General features: G+C 72.2%; 11 protein-coding genes. 5 read left to right on the forward strand and 6 right to left on the reverse strand.

Annotated features, from left to right (window positions below; genetic code table 11):
* Positions 1-71 precede the first annotated feature (71 nt).
* Positions 72-974 (reverse strand): LLM class flavin-dependent oxidoreductase, encoded by a 903-nt coding sequence (locus tag ACZ501_RS19400; RefSeq protein ID WP_361595581.1) that lies wholly within the window; start codon positions 972-974, stop codon positions 72-74.
* A gap of 179 nt (positions 975-1,153) precedes the next feature.
* On the opposite strand from ACZ501_RS19400, the gene ACZ501_RS19405 reads away from it, so the two are divergent.
* Entirely contained in the window at positions 1,154-2,035 is an 882-nt protein-coding gene (locus tag ACZ501_RS19405; protein WP_468796847.1) for a Cof-type HAD-IIB family hydrolase, read from the forward strand.
* A gap of 28 nt (positions 2,036-2,063) precedes the next feature.
* Here the strand turns inward: ACZ501_RS19405 and ACZ501_RS19410 are convergent, their stop codons facing one another.
* The 4 genes from ACZ501_RS19410 to ACZ501_RS19425 form a co-directional block, all read right to left on the reverse strand.
* Positions 2,064-3,836: a sensor histidine kinase gene (locus tag ACZ501_RS19410; RefSeq protein WP_361595587.1), complete on the reverse strand. Its 1,773-nt coding sequence runs from the start codon at positions 3,834-3,836 to the stop codon at positions 2,064-2,066.
* Positions 3,837-3,932: 96 nt separating this feature from the next.
* Positions 3,933-7,478 carry a thiol reductant ABC exporter subunit CydD gene (gene cydD / locus ACZ501_RS19415; protein WP_468796850.1) on the reverse strand — a complete coding sequence of 1,182 codons (3,546 nt, stop codon included), beginning with the start codon at positions 7,476-7,478 and terminating at the stop codon, positions 3,933-3,935.
* 46 nt (positions 7,479-7,524) lie between these two features.
* Positions 7,525-8,526, reverse strand: coding sequence for a cytochrome d ubiquinol oxidase subunit II (gene cydB, locus ACZ501_RS19420; protein ID WP_361595594.1), 1,002 nt, complete (start codon positions 8,524-8,526; stop codon positions 7,525-7,527).
* Positions 8,527-8,544: 18 nt separating this feature from the next.
* The gene (locus ACZ501_RS19425) at positions 8,545-10,050 is read right to left on the reverse strand and encodes a cytochrome ubiquinol oxidase subunit I (protein WP_361595597.1); all 1,506 of its coding nucleotides are present in this window, start codon (positions 10,048-10,050) and stop codon (positions 8,545-8,547) included.
* A 202-nt stretch (positions 10,051-10,252) separates the two neighbouring features.
* On the opposite strand from ACZ501_RS19425, the gene ACZ501_RS19430 reads away from it, so the two are divergent.
* Positions 10,253-10,621, forward strand: a complete 369-nt coding sequence (locus ACZ501_RS19430) for a cyclophilin-like fold protein (protein ID WP_361595600.1) — start codon at positions 10,253-10,255, stop codon at positions 10,619-10,621.
* A gap of 98 nt (positions 10,622-10,719) precedes the next feature.
* Here the strand turns inward: ACZ501_RS19430 and hisC are convergent, their stop codons facing one another.
* Positions 10,720-11,796 (reverse strand): histidinol-phosphate transaminase, encoded by a 1,077-nt coding sequence (gene hisC / locus ACZ501_RS19435; protein WP_468796853.1) that lies wholly within the window; start codon positions 11,794-11,796, stop codon positions 10,720-10,722.
* A gap of 362 nt (positions 11,797-12,158) precedes the next feature.
* Here hisC and ACZ501_RS19440 point away from each other — a divergent pair, with 362 nt between their 5' ends.
* The 3 genes from ACZ501_RS19440 (at position 12,159) to ACZ501_RS19450 (ending at position 15,710) form a co-directional block, all read left to right on the forward strand.
* Positions 12,159-13,274 carry a LacI family DNA-binding transcriptional regulator gene (locus ACZ501_RS19440; RefSeq protein WP_361595606.1) on the forward strand — a complete coding sequence of 372 codons (1,116 nt, stop codon included), beginning with the start codon at positions 12,159-12,161 and terminating at the stop codon, positions 13,272-13,274.
* Between the two features lie 231 nt (positions 13,275-13,505).
* Positions 13,506-14,750, forward strand: a complete 1,245-nt coding sequence (locus ACZ501_RS19445; protein ID WP_468796856.1) for a metallophosphoesterase — start codon at positions 13,506-13,508, stop codon at positions 14,748-14,750.
* A 150-nt stretch (positions 14,751-14,900) separates the two neighbouring features.
* On the forward strand, positions 14,901-15,710 hold the full coding sequence (locus ACZ501_RS19450; RefSeq protein ID WP_361595612.1) for a hypothetical protein: 810 nt from the start codon (positions 14,901-14,903) through the stop codon (positions 15,708-15,710).
* Positions 15,711-15,766 lie beyond the last annotated feature (56 nt).

A 15,766-nucleotide genomic window follows, 5' to 3' on the forward strand; every position in this document is an offset into this window, starting at 1 on the left:
CGTGTGGCGGCGGCTCCGGCCGGTTCCGGTGGGCCGCCGGCTCGGCTAGGCCGCCGGCTCCGCTGGGGCGGTTATTCGCCCAGCTGGGAGAGCGCCTCGGTGGCGATCCGCTCGAAGACGGCCTCGTCGGCGGCGAAGTCGGAGTCCGGGATCGGCGCGTGGATCACCAGCTCGGTGAAGCCCAGCTCGCGGTGGCGACCCGCGAAGTCGACGAACGCGTCCACGGACTCCAGCATGGTGCTGCGCTCCGGGGTGAAGCCCGTCAGCAGCACCTTCTCGATGGAGTCGGAGTCCCGGCCGATCTCCGCCAGGGCCTTCTCCAGCCGCCCGTACTGGGTGCGGAGGGCCTCCAGCGACTGGTCGGGCGTGCCCTGGAAGACCTTCGGGTCCCCGGCGGTCACCCAGGCCTGGCCGTGGCTCGCCGCAAGCTTCACTCCCCGCGGGCCGGTCGCCGCGACGGCGAACGGCAGGCGCGGGCGCTGGGTGCACCCGGGGATGCTGCGGGCGTCCTGGGCGGAGTAGAAGGTGCCGTGGTGGGTGAGCGCCTTCTCGGTCAGCAGCCGGTCCAGCAGCGGTACGAACTCGGCGAACCGGTCCGCCCGCTCGCGCGGGCTCCACTCCTCCTGGCCCAGCGCGGTCGCGTCGAAGCCATTGCCACCCGCGCCGATGCCGAGGGTGATGCGGCCGCCCGAGATGTCGTCCAGCGACATCAGGTCCTTGGCCAGGGTCACCGGGTGGCGGAAGTTCGGCGACGTGACCAGGGTGCCCAGGCGGACCCGCTCGGTGACGGCGGCAGCGGCGGTCAGGGTCGGGACCGCGCCGAACCAGGGGCCGTCGCGGAAGGTCCGCCAGGTCAGGTGGTCATAGGTGTAGGCGGTGTGGAAACCGAGGCGCTCGGCCCGCTCCCACTGGTCGCGTCCTCCCTCGTGCCACGGGCGTACCGGCAGGATCACAGTGCTCAGGCGCAGAGTCATGCCCTTGAGCGTACGGCGGTCCGTGTCCTGTACACCAACGACGCCTCGCCCCTCCGGGCCCGGCCGGCGCCGCCCGCGACACGGGACGCGTGTTTCACGTGAAACATGCCCGCCGGGCCGGGGCCGGACGGTTTCACGTGAAACATCTCTGCGCGATCATGGTCCGGCGGCAGGGGCCCATGGGTGAAGATGGAGCGGTGACCTCGGCTCCTCAGCGCCCGGACGGGCCAACCCCCGCACCCCGGCTCATCGCCACCGACCTCGACGGCACCCTGCTGCGCGACGACAAGTCCGTCTCGCTCCGCACGGTCGCCGCGCTCGCCGCCGCCGAGGAGGCCGGGATCGAGGTCTTCTTCGTCACCGGCCGCCCCGCCCGCTGGATGGACGTGGTCAGCGATCACGTGCACGGCCACGGGCTGGCGATCTGCGCGAACGGCGCCGCCGTCGTCGACCTCCACGCCGGCCGGGAATTCGTACAGGTCAGGGCGCTGCCCCGGGCCACCGCGCTCACGGTCGTGGAGACCCTGCGGAAGGCCGCCCCCGGCACCTCCTTCGCGGTCGAGATGACCACCGGCATCAACTACGAACCGGCCTACCCGCCGTTCTTCCAGGACCCGGGTGCCACGGTCGCCACCGCCGAGAAGCTCCTCCACGAGGAGTCCGAAGACCGGGCGGCGCCGGTCCTGAAGCTGCTCGCCCACCACGCCGAAATGGCCCCGGACGAGTTCCTCGCCCTGGCGCGGTCCGCCGCGGGCGCCTACGCCTCGATCACCCGCTCCAGCCCGACCGCCCTCCTGGAGATCAGCGGACTCGGGGTGTCCAAGGCCAGCACCCTGGAACTGTGCTGCGCCGAACGCGGCATCTCCGCCGCCGAGGTCGTCGCCTTCGGGGACATGCCGAACGACGTGGAAATGCTCCGCTGGGCCGGAACCTCGTACGCGATGGGCAACGCCCACCCGGACGTGGTCGCGGCCGCGTCGGGCCGCACGGTCGCCAACAACGAGGACGGGGTCGCCGTCGTCATCGAACGGATGCTGGCCGAGCGCGCCACGCGCGGCTAGCGCCTCGCCGCCCACCGGCGGGGGCGCCTCACAGCGGGGCCTCCCACACCAGGGTGGTCCCGGCGTCGTCCTCCCCGAGGCCGGGCCCGTACCAGCTGGAGCCGCCGAGCGACTCCGCCCTGCGGCGCAGGTTCCGCAGCCCGCTGCGCCGGCCGCCCTCCGGCATGCCCACTCCGTCGTCGGCGACCTCCAGCCGTACGCCGGGCCGGCCGTCGGGCAGGCTGGCGGTGGCGTCGACCAGGACTTCGATCCGGGACGCGTCCGCGTGCCGGAACGCGTTCGACAGCGCCTCGCGCAGGGCGGCGATCAGGTTCTTGCCGACCAGTTCGCCGACGACCGTGTCGAGGGGGCCGACGAAGCGGTGCGCGGGCTTGAAGCCCAGGGGCACGGCCGCCATGTTGATCTCCCGCAGGACACGGGTGCGCAGCCCCGACGGAGCTTCCGCCGGCCCCTGCTGGAGCGCGAAGATCGCGGTGCGGATCTCCTGGATCGTCACGTCGAGCTCGTCCACGGCCTTGCCGACGCCGTCGCGGACCTCCGGGACTACGGACCGGCGCTGCGCGCCCTCCAGCATCATCCCGGTGGCGAAGAGCCGCTGGATGACGAGGTCGTGCAGGTCCCGGGCGATCCGGTCGCGGTCCTCGAACACCGCGAGCCGCTCCCGGTCGCGCTGGGCCTCGGCCATCATCAGCGCGAGGGCTGCCTGAGAGGCGAACTGCGTGGCAAGCGTCCGCTCCGACTCGGTGAAGGGCCTGGCGCCCCGGGCCCGCGGGGTGACGAGCGCGCCCAGGACCCGCCCGCCGCTGTGCAGCGGCAGCATCATGCAGGGCCCGTACGGTCTGGTCAGCCTGCTGATCATGCGGGGGTCGGCGGCCGCGTCCTCCACGAAGACCGGCTCGCCCCGCAGGAGCTTGTCCACCACCGGGCTCTCGGCGGGGACGACCAGGCCGAGCGAGGTGGCCGGGTTGTCCGCGGAGACGGCGACGATCTCCATGCCGCCTTCCTGCGCCGGCAGCATCACGATCCCGGCGGCGGAGTCGGCCAGGCGCCTGGCCTGTTCGGCCACCACCGCGAGGGCGTCGTCCGCGTCCCCGCCGGACAGCAGGGCGGTGGTCACGGCCACCGAGCCGTCGATCCAGCGCTCGCGCTGGGTGGCGGCCTCGTACAGCCGGGCGTTGCCGATGGCGATGCCCGCCTCCGTGGCCAGCACCCGGACCATGTGGACGTCGTAGTCGTTGAACTCGCCGCCGCCGTGCTTCTCGGCGAGGTAGAGATTCCCGAAGATCTCCCCCTGCACCCGGATCGGCACGCCGAGGAAGCTCTTCATGGGCGGGTGGTGGGCGGGGAAGCCCGCCGACCGGGGATCCTTCGCCAGGTCCGCGAGCCGGACCGTGTCCGGATGGGAGATGAGCGCCCCGAGCAGGCCCCGCTTCCCGTCGGGGCGGTGCCCGATCGTGCTCGCCAGCTCGCTGTTGACGCCGAAGGTGACGAAGTCCGAGAGGCCCGGACCGTCCGTGTCCACGACCCCGATCGCCGCGTAGCGGGCGTCCGCGAGCTCGGCGGCCGTCTCGCAGATGCGGTCGAGCGTGGAGTGCAGTTCGAGGCCGGTACCGACCGAGCGCATGGCCTCCAGCAGCTGGGGGACGCGCGCGGTCAGCTCGGTGGACAGCCCTTGCAGGCTCCGGGTGGCCTGAGTGGCGGCCTCCAGCGGATCCGGAGCCGGTGCCTTCCCACGGGATTCCAGCGGATCCGGTGCGTCCCCAGGGGACTCCGGCGGCTCCTGCGACTCCTCCAGCGACATGCCCTTGAGCCTAGTTAGTCCCCTTTGGCGGGGAAAGTCAGCGCGCGTTCCGGAGAGCTCGGGGGCTCCGGAGGGAGCGGGGTTCCCCAGGGCAGGTCAGCCCGCCGCACCGGCCAGCGCCCCGTCGGCCTCCCGTTCCCGCTCCAGAAGGCTGCGCAGCGGCCCCTCCACCTCCGCCAGCTCCGCGTAGGCACCCCGCTGGACGACCGCTCCCCGGTCCAGTACAAGCACCTCGTCCACTGCCGCCAGGCCCGCGAGCCGGTGCGTGATCAGCACGGTGGTCCGGCCCTCGGTGGCCGCCAGCAGATCGGCCGTCAGGGCGTCCGCGGTCGCCAGGTCCAGGTGCTCGGCCGGCTCGTCCAGGACGAGGACGGGGAAGTCCGCGAGCAGCGCCCGGGCCAGCGCCAGCCGCTGGCGCTGCCCGCCGGAGATCCGCTCCCCGTGCTCACCGACCAGGGTGTCCAGCCCGTCCGGGAGGCCGTCGGCCCACTCCAGCAGCCGGGCGGCGGCGAGCGCCTCGCGCAGCTGCTCCTCGCTCGCCCCCGTGCGGGCCAGCCGCAGGTTCTCGCGCACCGAGCTGTCGAAGAGGTGCGCGTCCTGGGCGCACAGGCCCACGACCCGGCGCACGTCGTCGCCGTCGAGGGCGCGCACGTCCGTCCCACCGAGGGTGTACGAGCCTTCGCGCGGGTCCAGGAAGCGCAGCAGGACCTGCGCCAGGGTGGTCTTGCCCGAACCCGACGGCCCGACGACCGCGATCCGCCGTCCGGCCTCCAGCGTCAGGTCCAGCCCGTGCAGCGCGTCCCGTTCCTGCCCGCCGTGGCGGGCGGCGAGTCCGGTCAGCCGCAGGGGGAAGGGCGAGGCCGGCAGCGCACGGGGCTCGGCCGGCTCGGCGACGGGCACCGGAGCGTCGACGACCTCGTACACCCGCTCGGCGCTGCGGCGCACGCGCTGCCGGTACTGGACGGCCAGCGGCAGCCCGCTGACGGCCTCGAAGGCGGCGAGCGGGGTCAGCACCACCACCGCCATGGCCACCCCGGACAGCCGGCCCTCCGCGACGGCCCCCGCGCCGGCGAACGCGGCGCACACCACCGTGAGCCCGCACACCAGGGCGGACAGCCCCCCGCCGAGCCCGGTGGCCGCGGCCCCGCGCGAGGCGATCCGGGTCAACACCCCGTCGCTCTCCCGCGCCCGCTCCTTGCGGCCGGCCAGGGCTCCGGCCACCGTCAGTTCGGCGGTACCGGTCAGCAGGTCGGCCACGCGGGTGGCGAGTTCGCCGCGGGCCGGCGCCAGCCGCCGCTCCGCACGCCGCGCGCAGGCCCCGCTGAGCAGCGGCACCCCCACCCCCGCGGCGAGCAGCCCCACCGCAAGCGCCGCCCCCGCCCCGGGCAGCAGCCAGGCGGTGAAGGCCACCGATCCGGTGCCGACGAGCACCGCGGTACCCACCGGGAGCAGCCACCGCAGCCAGTAGTCCTGGAGTGCGTCGGCGTCCGCCACCAGCCGGGTCAGCAGGTCCCCGCGCCGCTGTTCGCGCAGTCCGGCGGGGGCGATCCGCTCCAGCCGCCGGTACACCGCCACCCGCAGCCCGGCGAGCATCCGCAGGACGGCGTCGTGCGACACGAGCCGCTCGGCGTAGCGGAACACGGCCCGCCCGATGCCGAAGGCCCGCGTCGCCGTGACGGCCACCATCAGGTAGAGGACCGGCGGCTGCTGCGAGGCCCGGGAGATCAGCCACCCGGACACGGCCATCAGCCCGACGCTGCTCCCGACGGCCAGCGCCCCGAGCAGCAGCCCGAGCCGGAACCGGCCCTGCCAGGGCGCGGCCACGGCCCGCACCCGCCGCAGCGGGTCCCCGGCCGATCCGGAGCCGTCGGCGCCCGCGCCGCCCGGGCCGCCGTCGGCCCGCTCCGCCGCGCCCCCGAGGATCCACTCCCCGGGGTCGGACGCCACCGCCGCACCGCCGGGGGCCGTCCCCGCACCGGCGTCCCGGGACGCACGGGCCGCAGCGCCCTCGCCCAGCGCCACCACCCGGTCGGCGACCGCCAGCAGCGCCGGCCGGTGCACCACCAGCAGCACGGTCCGCCCGACCGCGAGGCGGCGTACGGCCTCCACGACCGCGGCCTCGGTCTCCCCGTCCAGGGCGGCCGTCGGCTCGTCCAGCAGCAGTACCGGCCGGTCCGCGAGGAACGCCCGGGCCAGCGCCAGCCGCTGGCGCTGACCGGCGGACAGCCCGGCCCCGCCCTCGCCGAGTGGGGTCCGCGCGCCGTGCGGCAGGGCTGAGACGAACTCCCAGGCACCGGCGTCGCGCAGGGCCGCCTCGACCGCGTCGTCATCGGCCCCGGGCCGGGCGAGGCGGACGTTCTCGGCGATGGTCCCCGCGAACAGGTGCGGCCGCTGGGGCACCCACGCGATCCGCTCCCGCCACTGTTCGAGGCAGAGCGCGGTCAGGTCCGTGTCCCCGATCCGCACCCGTCCGGAGGTGGGGGCCACGAAGCCCAGCAGCACGTTCAGCAGGGTGGACTTGCCGGCCCCGCTCGGCCCGGTGAGGGCCACGCACTCGCCGGGCTCCACCACGAGCGACACGGGTGCGGGCGAACTCGCGCCGCGGCCCTCGTACCGGACCTCCACCCCGTCGAGCGCGATCCGCAGCCCGGTGGCCGGCACTGCGGCACCGCCGCCGGAGGCGGGGGCCGGGGTTTCCAGGACCTCGAAGATCTCCTCGGCGGCGGCCAGCCCCTCGGCGGCCGCATGGTACTGCGCTCCCACCTGCCGCAGCGGGAGATAGGCCTCCGGCGCGAGGATGAGGATGACCAGGCCGGTGTACAGGTCCAGCTCCCCGTGCACGAGCCGCATGCCGATGGTCACGGCGACGAGCGCCACCGAGAGCGTGGCGAGCAGTTCCAGCGCGAACGAGGAGAGGAAGGCGATGCGCAGGGTACGCATCGTGGCCTGACGGTAGTCGTCGGTGATCTTGCGGATCGACTCGGCCTGCGCCTTGGCCCGCCCGAAGACCTTCAGCGTCGGAAGCCCCGCCACCACGTCGAGGAAGTGGCCCGACAGCCGGGACAGCAGCCGCCACTGGCGGTCCATCCGGGTCTGGGTGGCCATGCCGATGAGGATCATGAAGAGCGGGATGAGCGGCAGGGTGACCACGATGATGGCCGCCGACACCCAGTCCTCGGTGACGATCCGGGCGAGGACCGCCGCCGGGACCACCACCGCGAGCCCCAGCTGGGGCAGGTAGCGGGAGAAGTAGTCGTCGAGCGCGTCCACACCCCGTGTGGCCAAGGACACCAGCGAGCCGGTCCGCTGTCCGCTGAGCCATCCGGGCCCCAGGGCGGCGGCCCGGTCCAGCAACCTGCCCCGCAGCTCGGACTTGACCGCCGCGCTCGCCCGGTGCGCGGCCAGCTCCGTGAGCCAGGCGACCAGCCCGCGCCCCAGCGCCACTGCCGCGAGCAGCAGCAGTGGCGTCCGGAGCGCGGTGCCGTCGAGTCCCTGCTCGAAGGTCCCGACCACGATCTCGGCGATGAGCACCGCCTGGCCGATGACCAGCCCCGCTCCGGCGAGCCCGAGGGCCACCACCGCCCCCAGGAAGAGGCGGGTGGAACGGGCGTACCGCAGCAGGCGCGGGTCGATCGGTTTCACGTGAAACATCCCCTCGGCAGGGTCGGGCAGGAGTGACGCGCGCGGCTCAGTGCGCGTCGACGATGTGCTGGGTACCGATCCGCTTGCGGAACACCCAGTACGTCCAGCCCTGGTAGAGCATGACCAGGGGAGTGGCCACGGCGGCGCACCAGGTCATGATCTTCAGGGTGTACGGAGTGGACGAGGCGTTGGTGACCGTGAGGCTCCAGGCCTCGTCCAGTGAGGACGGCATGACGTTCGGGAACAGCGTCAGGAAGAGCATCGCGACGGCCGCCGCGATGGTGATCCCCGACAGGGCGAACGCCCAGCCCTCACGGCCCGCCAGGTTGCACCCGAGGGCCGCGACCAGCGCCAGGACCGCGACGGCCATGGCGATCAGGCTCCAGCCGTCACCGCGCGAGACCTGGGTCCAGATCAGGAAGACGAGCGCCAGGACCGCCGTCACCGCACCCAGCCGGGTCGCCAGCACGCGGGCACGGTCCCGGATGTCCCCGACGGTCTTGAGCGAGGCGAAGACCGCGCCGTGGAAGGTGAACAGCGTGAGGGTGACGAGGCCGCCGAGGACCGAGTAGACGTTGAGCAGGTCGAGGACGCTGCCGACGTACTCCATGTTCCGGTCGATCTTCACACCGTGCGCGATGTTGGCGAAGGCCACGCCCCACAGGAAGGCCGGGATCAGCGAGGTCCAGAAGATCGCGTGTTCCCAGTTGGTCTGCCACCGCTCCTCGGACCGCTTGTGGCGGTACTCGAAGGCGACGCCCCGGACGATGAGGCAGCCCAGGATGAGCAGCAGCGGCAGGTAGAAGCCGGAGAACAGGGTCGCGTACCACTCGGGGAAGGCGGCGAAGGTGGCACCGCCCGCCGTGAGCAGCCAGACCTCGTTGCCGTCCCAGACGGGCCCGATCGTGTTGATCAGGACCCGCTTCTCCGTGCGGTCGCGGGCGAGCAGCTTGGTCAGGACACCGATGCCGAAGTCGAAGCCCTCCAGGAAGAAGTATCCGGTCCACAGGACCGCGATCAGTACGAACCAGACGTCGTGAAGTTCCATGGTGTGGTCTCCCCAGCCTCAGTACGAGAAGGCCATCGGCCGGTCGGCGTTCTTGTCGTCCCCGCCGACCCTGGTGGGCGGGTTCAGGTCGGCCTCGGTGAGCTCGGGCGGGCCGGCCTTGACGTACTTCACCAGGAGCCGGACCTCGATCACCGCGAGCACGGCGTAGAGCAGCGTGAAGCCGGTCATCGAGGTGATCACCTCACCCTGCGAGACGTTCGGCGAGACCGCGTCCCTGGTGCGCAGCACGCCGTAGACCACCCAGGGCTGGCGGCCCATCTCGGTGAAGATCCAGCCCCAGGAGTTGGCGATCAGCGGGAACAGCATGGTCCACAGCGCGACGATCCAGTACAGACGGCCGAACCGGGGGCTGAGCGCCTTCTTGAAGAGGACGAGATGGGGGACCTCGTCCTCACCGGTGCGCAGTCCCGGCGGCAGCAGGAACCGCTTGCGCGTCAGCCAGAGCCCCAGGACCCCGATCCCGAGGGAGGCCATGCCGAAGCCGATCATCCAGCGGAAGCCCCAGTAGGCGACCGGGATGTTGGGGCGGTAGTCGCCGGGGCCGAACTTCTCCTGCTCGGCCTTGTTGACGTCGTTGATGCCGGGGACGAAGGAGGTGAAGTCGTCGTTGGCGAGGAAGGACAGCAGGCCCGGAACCTCGATGGCGACCTTGTTGTGGCCCTTCTCCACGTCCCCGTAGGCGAAGACGGAGAAGGGGGCCGGCGCCTCGCCGTCCCACAGGGCCTCGGCGGCGGCCATCTTCATCGGCTGCTGCTTGTACATCACCTTGCCGAGCAGGTCGCCGCTGATCGCGGTGCCCATACCGGCGATGATCATGACGACCAGGCCGAGCCTGAGCGAGCTGCGCATCACCGGGACGTGCTTGGTGCGCGCGAGGTGGAAGGCGGCGATGCCGACCATGAACGCGCCGCCGACGAGGAACGCGGCCGTGATGGTGTGGAAGAACTGGGTGAGCGCCGTGTCCTGGGTGAGGACCCGCCAGAAGTCGGTGAGCTCGGCCCGGCCGCGCTCCTCGTTGATGCGGTACCCGACCGGGTGCTGCATCCAGGAGTTGGCCGCCAGGATGAAGTAGGCGGACAGGACGGTGCCGAGGGAGACCATCCAGATGCAGGCCAGGTGGATCTTCTTCGGCAGCTTGTCCCAGCCGAAGATCCACAGACCGATGAAGGTCGATTCGAAGAAGAAGGCGATCAGGGCCTCGAACGCCAGCGGGGCGCCGAAGACGTCGCCCACGAATCGCGAGTAGTCGGACCAGTTCATGCCGAACTGGAACTCCTGGACGATGCCGGTGACGACACCCATCGCGATATTGATCAAGAAAAGCTTGCCCCAGAACTTCGTGGCCCTGAGGTACTTCTCCTTTTCGGTCCTGACCCACGCGGTCTGCAGGCCGGCGGTCAGCGCGGCGAGCGAGATCGTGAGCGGCACGAAGAGGAAGTGGTAGACGGTGGTGATGCCGAACTGCCAGCGCGCCAATGTCTCAGGCGCCAAAGCTAGGTCCACGTCGTCTTCTCCTTGTCGTCGCCGTGGTCACAGCGGGCAGTCTGCCTGGCGGGTTCCCTCTCATACAGGGAGGAAGCAGGACACGCTTGTGAACGCGTTCACATTCACAAGCATTATGTCCTACCACCTACGGCCCCCTTCAAGGGGGGTCCCCCTTTATCGGCCCCTAGCCAAGAAATTCAACAGATTGTTGAATACGGCCATGCAGATACGAATCTCCTGGCCTGCGGGCCTGCTCACCGCGACCCTCGACGAGACCCCGACCAGCAAGGCGCTGGCCGCGGCCCTCCCGATCTCCGCCTCCGCGAACACCTGGGGCGAGGAGGTCTACTTCGACACCGGCGTCTCCGTCGCCCTGGAGGCCGACGCCCGGCAGGTCGTCGAGCCCGGCACGGTCGCCTTCTGGACCGAGGGCGACGCACTCGCGCTGCCCTACGGGCCCACGCCCATCTCGCGCGGAGGCGAGAGCCGCCTGGCGAGCCCCTGCAACGTGCTCGGCTCGTTCGACGGCGACCCCCGCCTCCTGGCCACCGTCCGCGACGGCGACCCCATCCGCGTGGAACTGGTCTGACGGCTGCGGCACCCGCACCGCCGGACGCCACAGCCCCTACCCCGGCAGCCCCGACCCCGGCAGCCCCGACCCCGGCAGCCCTGACCACCGCTCCCCGACTACAGCTCCTTGAAGAACGCCTCCGCCGCATGCAGGAAGAGGTCGTTCGCCTCGGTCTCACCGATCGTGACCCGCAGGCCCTCGCCCGCGAAGGGCCGGACCACCACACCGGCCTTCTCGCAGGCCTCGGCGAAGTCGAGGGTCCGCTCCCCCAGCCGCATCCACACGAAGTTGGCCTGGGTGTCCGGAACCGACCAGCCCTGCGCCAGCAGCGTCTCGTGGACCCGCTTGCGCTCGCACACCAGCGCCCCGACCCGGCCCAGCAGCTCGTCCTCGGCCCGCAGCGAGGCCACCGCCGCGTCCTGCGCGAGCTGGCTCACACCGAAGGGCACCGCCGTCTTGCGCAGCGCCGCGGCCACCGGCTCGTGCGCCACCGCGAAGCCGACGCGCAGGCCGGCCAGCCCGTACGCCTTGGAGAACGTACGCAGCACGGCCACGTTCGGGCGGTCGCGGTAGAGCTCGAGGCCGTCCGGCACGTCGGTGTCGCGCACGAACTCGCGGTACGCCTCGTCCAGCACCACCAGGACGTCCGAGGGCACCCGGTCCAGGAAGCGCTCCAGCTCCGCACGGCGCACGGCGGTGCCGGTGGGGTTGTTGGGGTTGCAGATGAAGATCAGGCGGGTGCGGTCGGTGATCGCTGCCGCCATCGCGTCCAGGTCGTGCACGTCCCCGTCCGTCAGCGGCACCTGCACCGACGTCGCACCGGAGATCTGCGTGATGATCGGGTACGCCTCGAAGGACCGCCAGGCGTAGATGACCTCGTCACCCGGGCCGGCCGTCGACTGGATCAGCGACTGGGCCACGCCCACCGAGCCGGTGCCCGTGGCGATGTGCTCGACCGGCACCCCGAAACGATCCGCCAGCTCGTTCACGAGCCCGGTGCAGGCCATGTCGGGGTAGCGGTTGAAACGTCCGGCGGCCGCCACCGCGGTCTCCAGTACCCCCGGCAGCGGCGGGTACGGGTTCTCGTTCGAGGACAACTTGAAAGCGACGGCCCCGCCCGCGGCGGGCTTGCCGGGCTTGTAGGTGGGGATGCCGTCCAGCTCGGCGCGCAGCTTCGGGCTCTTCTCGCTCACCGCAGGTCCTCCTCGACCGTCCGGTCGACGTCTGGGTCGACTCAATACTGCTCACCTTATGAGGATTCCGCCGATACGAGAATGGTGGGCGCCAGGAACACAGGGGGAGCGCACGCATATATGCGCGCGCCGGTGGCCTGCGCCGTGGCGCGCGTCCCTCGTGCAGGTGAGTTGCGAACCGTCCACGACGGCGCCGTTTTGGCATGTTCGTAGCGGCCGACAAGCACGACTCTCAGCCCCGAGCCCCAAACGGCTTCGTTTCCAAGGTCATTGGGGGTGGCGAACCATGCAGAATCGTGCCTGTCAACGCGTGCATATGCACCCGAACCACCCTGCCCTCCGAGCCCTACTATCGGCTCGCCATGACAGCAGCAGGGGAGCACCAGGTGAGCCGGACCGAGACCACCCGGCGGGCCGGCGGGCGACAGGGCCGGGCCGGCATCAGGGACGTGGCCGCCGCGGCGGGCGTGTCCATCACAACCGTCTCCGACGCGCTCAATGGCAAGGGGCGGCTGCCGGACGCCACCCGCCGCCACGTCCGCGAGGTCGCCGACCGGCTGGGGTACCGCCCCTCCGCCGCGGCCCGCACCCTCCGTACCGGCAAGTCGGGTCTGATCGGCCTGACCGTGACCACGTACGGGGATGAACCTTTCACCTTCACCGAATTCGCGTACTTCGCCGAGATGGCGCGGGCCGCCACCTCCGCCGCGCTCGCCCGCGGCTACGCCCTCGTCATCCTGCCCGCCACCTCGCGACACGACGTCTGGTCCAACGTGGCCCTCGACGGCACCGTCGTCATCGACCCCTCCGACCACGACCCGGTCGTCAGCGAACTGGTCCGCCAAGGCCTGCCCGTGGTCTCCGACGGCCGGCCGGCGGGCACCCTGCCCGTCACCGCCTGGGTGGACAACGACCACGAGGCCGCCGTACTGGGCCTCCTCGACCACCTCGCCGCCGCCGGCGCCCGCCGCATCGGGCTGCTGACCGGCACCACCACCGACACCTACACCCGGCTCTCCACGACCGCCTACCTCAACTGGTGCGAGCGCGTCGGCCAGGACCCCGTCTACGAGTCCTACCCCGCCCACGACCCGTGCGCGGGCGCCGTCGCCGCCGACCGGCTCCTCGCCCGCCCGGACCGGCCGGACGCCGTCTACGGGCTCTTCGACCCCAACGGCACCGACCTCCTCGCCGCCGCCCGGCGCTACGGGCTGCGGGTCCCCGAGGACCTGCTCCTCGTCTGCTGCAGCGAGTCCACCGTCTACGCCAACACCGAGCCGCCCATCACCACGCTGTCCCTCAAGCCCCGCCGGATCGGAACGGCCGTCGTACAGCTGCTGATCGACGCGATCGAGGGAGTGGACACCGGGCGCCCCGTCGAACAGGTCGTGCCCACCGAGCTGATCATCCGTACCTCCTCGCAGCGCAGGACGCCCCGCACGACGGTCAGTCCGCCCCGTTCCCCCTCCCAGGACTGACCGCGGGCCCGACGTACCGGAGGGGCCGACGGCCCCTCCGAGGATTTCGACAACACCGAAAACGGGAGAAAAGGGCAGGAAGGAGAGGTTCCGGCCGGGATTCACCACCCCTGGTGCGTCACAGAGCGCGAGTCGCATTCCTATGATGGGCGCACGACATCACGGACCCCCTCCCCCGGAGGTGAGGAGGGTCCGCAGGTGTACGGCAGTGCGACGGTGGTGGAGGGGTCGATGACTCAGGGGGCCGGTCAGGGACCCGCGATGCGGACGGACACGCTGCGGGACTTCCGGGTGCCGGTCACCGAACCCGCGCCGTATCCCGTGCCCGCCGTGCTGCCCGGCGAGGCTCCGGTGTACGGCGAGTACCCCGCGTACTACGAGGACGGCACAGCCGTGCCCCCGCGGCCCGGCTACGCCCCGGAGCACGCCGACCACCCCACCGCCGCTCCCCCCGGCACGGGGAGCGTCCCGCAGCAGCGCGCCGCGGGCGAAGGCGCGTACGACGGTGACGGCGGGTACGACGGCGGCGACGACCCGGACGGCTACACCCCCACCCAGCGCGACCTGCCCGTCATCGGCCGCGGTGCGGCGGGCGGGCCGGGCGACACCGTACAGGTCCACTACGTCCCCCCGGAGACTTCCGGCTCGGGCCCCGGCCCCCTCTACGTCGTGGGCGACGTACACGGCTACCTGGACGAGCTCATCAGGGAACTCCAGGCCCAGCAGCTCATCGACGCCGAATGCCGCTGGTCCGCCGGCAACGCCCGGCTCTGGTTCCTCGGTGACTTCACCGACCGGGGCCCCGACGGCATCGGCGTCATCGACCTCGTCATGCGGCTCTCCGCCGAGGCCGCCGCCGCCGGCGGTTACTGCAAGGCCCTGATGGGCAACCACGAGCTGCTCCTGATCGGCGCCAAGCGCTTCGGCGACACCCCGGTCTCCTCCGGCGCCGGCACCGCCACCTTCCAGGCCGCCTGGCTGCTCAACGGCGGCCAGCGCACCGACATGGAGCGCCTGGAGGACGTGCACCTCCAGTGGATGTCCCGCCTCGACGCGGCCGCGCTGGAGGACGGGCACCTGCTGCTGCACTCCGACACGACGGCGTACCTGGACTACGGCAACTCCATCGAGGACGTCAACGACACCATCCACGAGCTGCTCAACCGCAACGACGCCGACATCACCTGGGACCTCTTCCGCAAGTTCACCAAGCGGTTCGCCTTCCGCGACGAGGAGACCGGCCCCCAGGCCGTACGGGAACTCCTGTCCACGTACGGCGGCGGCCGCGTCGTCCACGGCCACAGCCCCATCCCGTACCTGCTCGGCGAGGTCGGCACCGAGGACGGCGAGGACTCCCACGGGCCGGAAGCCGTGGACGGGCCGCACGTGTACGCCGACGGGCTGGCCATCGCGATGGACGGCGGGGTGACGATGGCGGGCAAGCTGCTCGTCGTTCAACTACCTCTGCGCGACTGAGCGTTCGCGGAGCGGGGTATTTCAGCAAAGCCCCTGTCACGGCGTGGTGGGGGCGCTCTACCATCGCCCTGTCCGTAGCAGGCTCTCCTCCGTCCTGTGCCGGGGCCCCGGATCCACGCGGGCATACCGGTACGTACGGAGCATCGGGGGATGCACATGACCAGCGCTCCGCACCTGCTCACCGAAGACCGCCCCGAATTCGACCGGCTCCTCGACGAGACGCTGCGCACGGCGGACGAACGGCCCGAACTCGCCGCCATCGGCGAACGGCTGAACGCCGAACAGCTGCGCACCATGGCCCTGGCCGCCATCACCCTGCTGACCGCCGCCGCGGCGGCCGAGTACGACCACTACGTGTCGCTACGGGAGGAACTGCGCGACGGGGCCCTCTCGGCCGCCGGGACGGCCGCCGAGGACGGCGCCGACGAGCAGGACGGCGGTGCCGGGGTGAGCGCCGTCGTCGGCGTCCTCGCACCGGTCCTCGCCGGTACCGCCATGCTGATCTTCCTGCTGGTGGGCTACGGCCTCAAGCTGATCGAGCCGACGCCCGCCTTCGCCGAGACGATGCTGACGGCGGGCTGGCTGTTCGGCGGGCTCACCGTGGCCGGCCTGCTCTTCGCGGTGATCGCGCTGCTGGTCACGGCCCTGCGCAACAGCTCCACGGAGGTCGCCGCCGAGGAGGGCGTGCCGATCCCCGACGAGCTCTCACGCGCCCGGGAGGCCTGGCGCAACGCGCTGCTCGAGCGGGGCATCGTGCCGTTCCTGCGCGACGCCCTGGCCGACCCGACGGCCGGATCGGGCTATCCGGTGCCGCGTACGCCGGGGGCGGGGCGGATCCCCTCCCTGGGCTACGGCCGGCCCGGCTTCACCAGCCCGGGCACGCCCGGCCAGGGCCCCGGCTCCGCCTCCCCGGACTTCACGAGCCCGGACGTGGGCGGCCCGGACCGCCCGCCGGACTGACGTCCGGAGGCGGCCCGGGCCGCGGGGTACTGCGTGTGGGTCCTACGTCGGATCAG

The sequence above is a fragment of the Streptomyces sp. NPDC034085 genome (assembly GCF_055575555.1).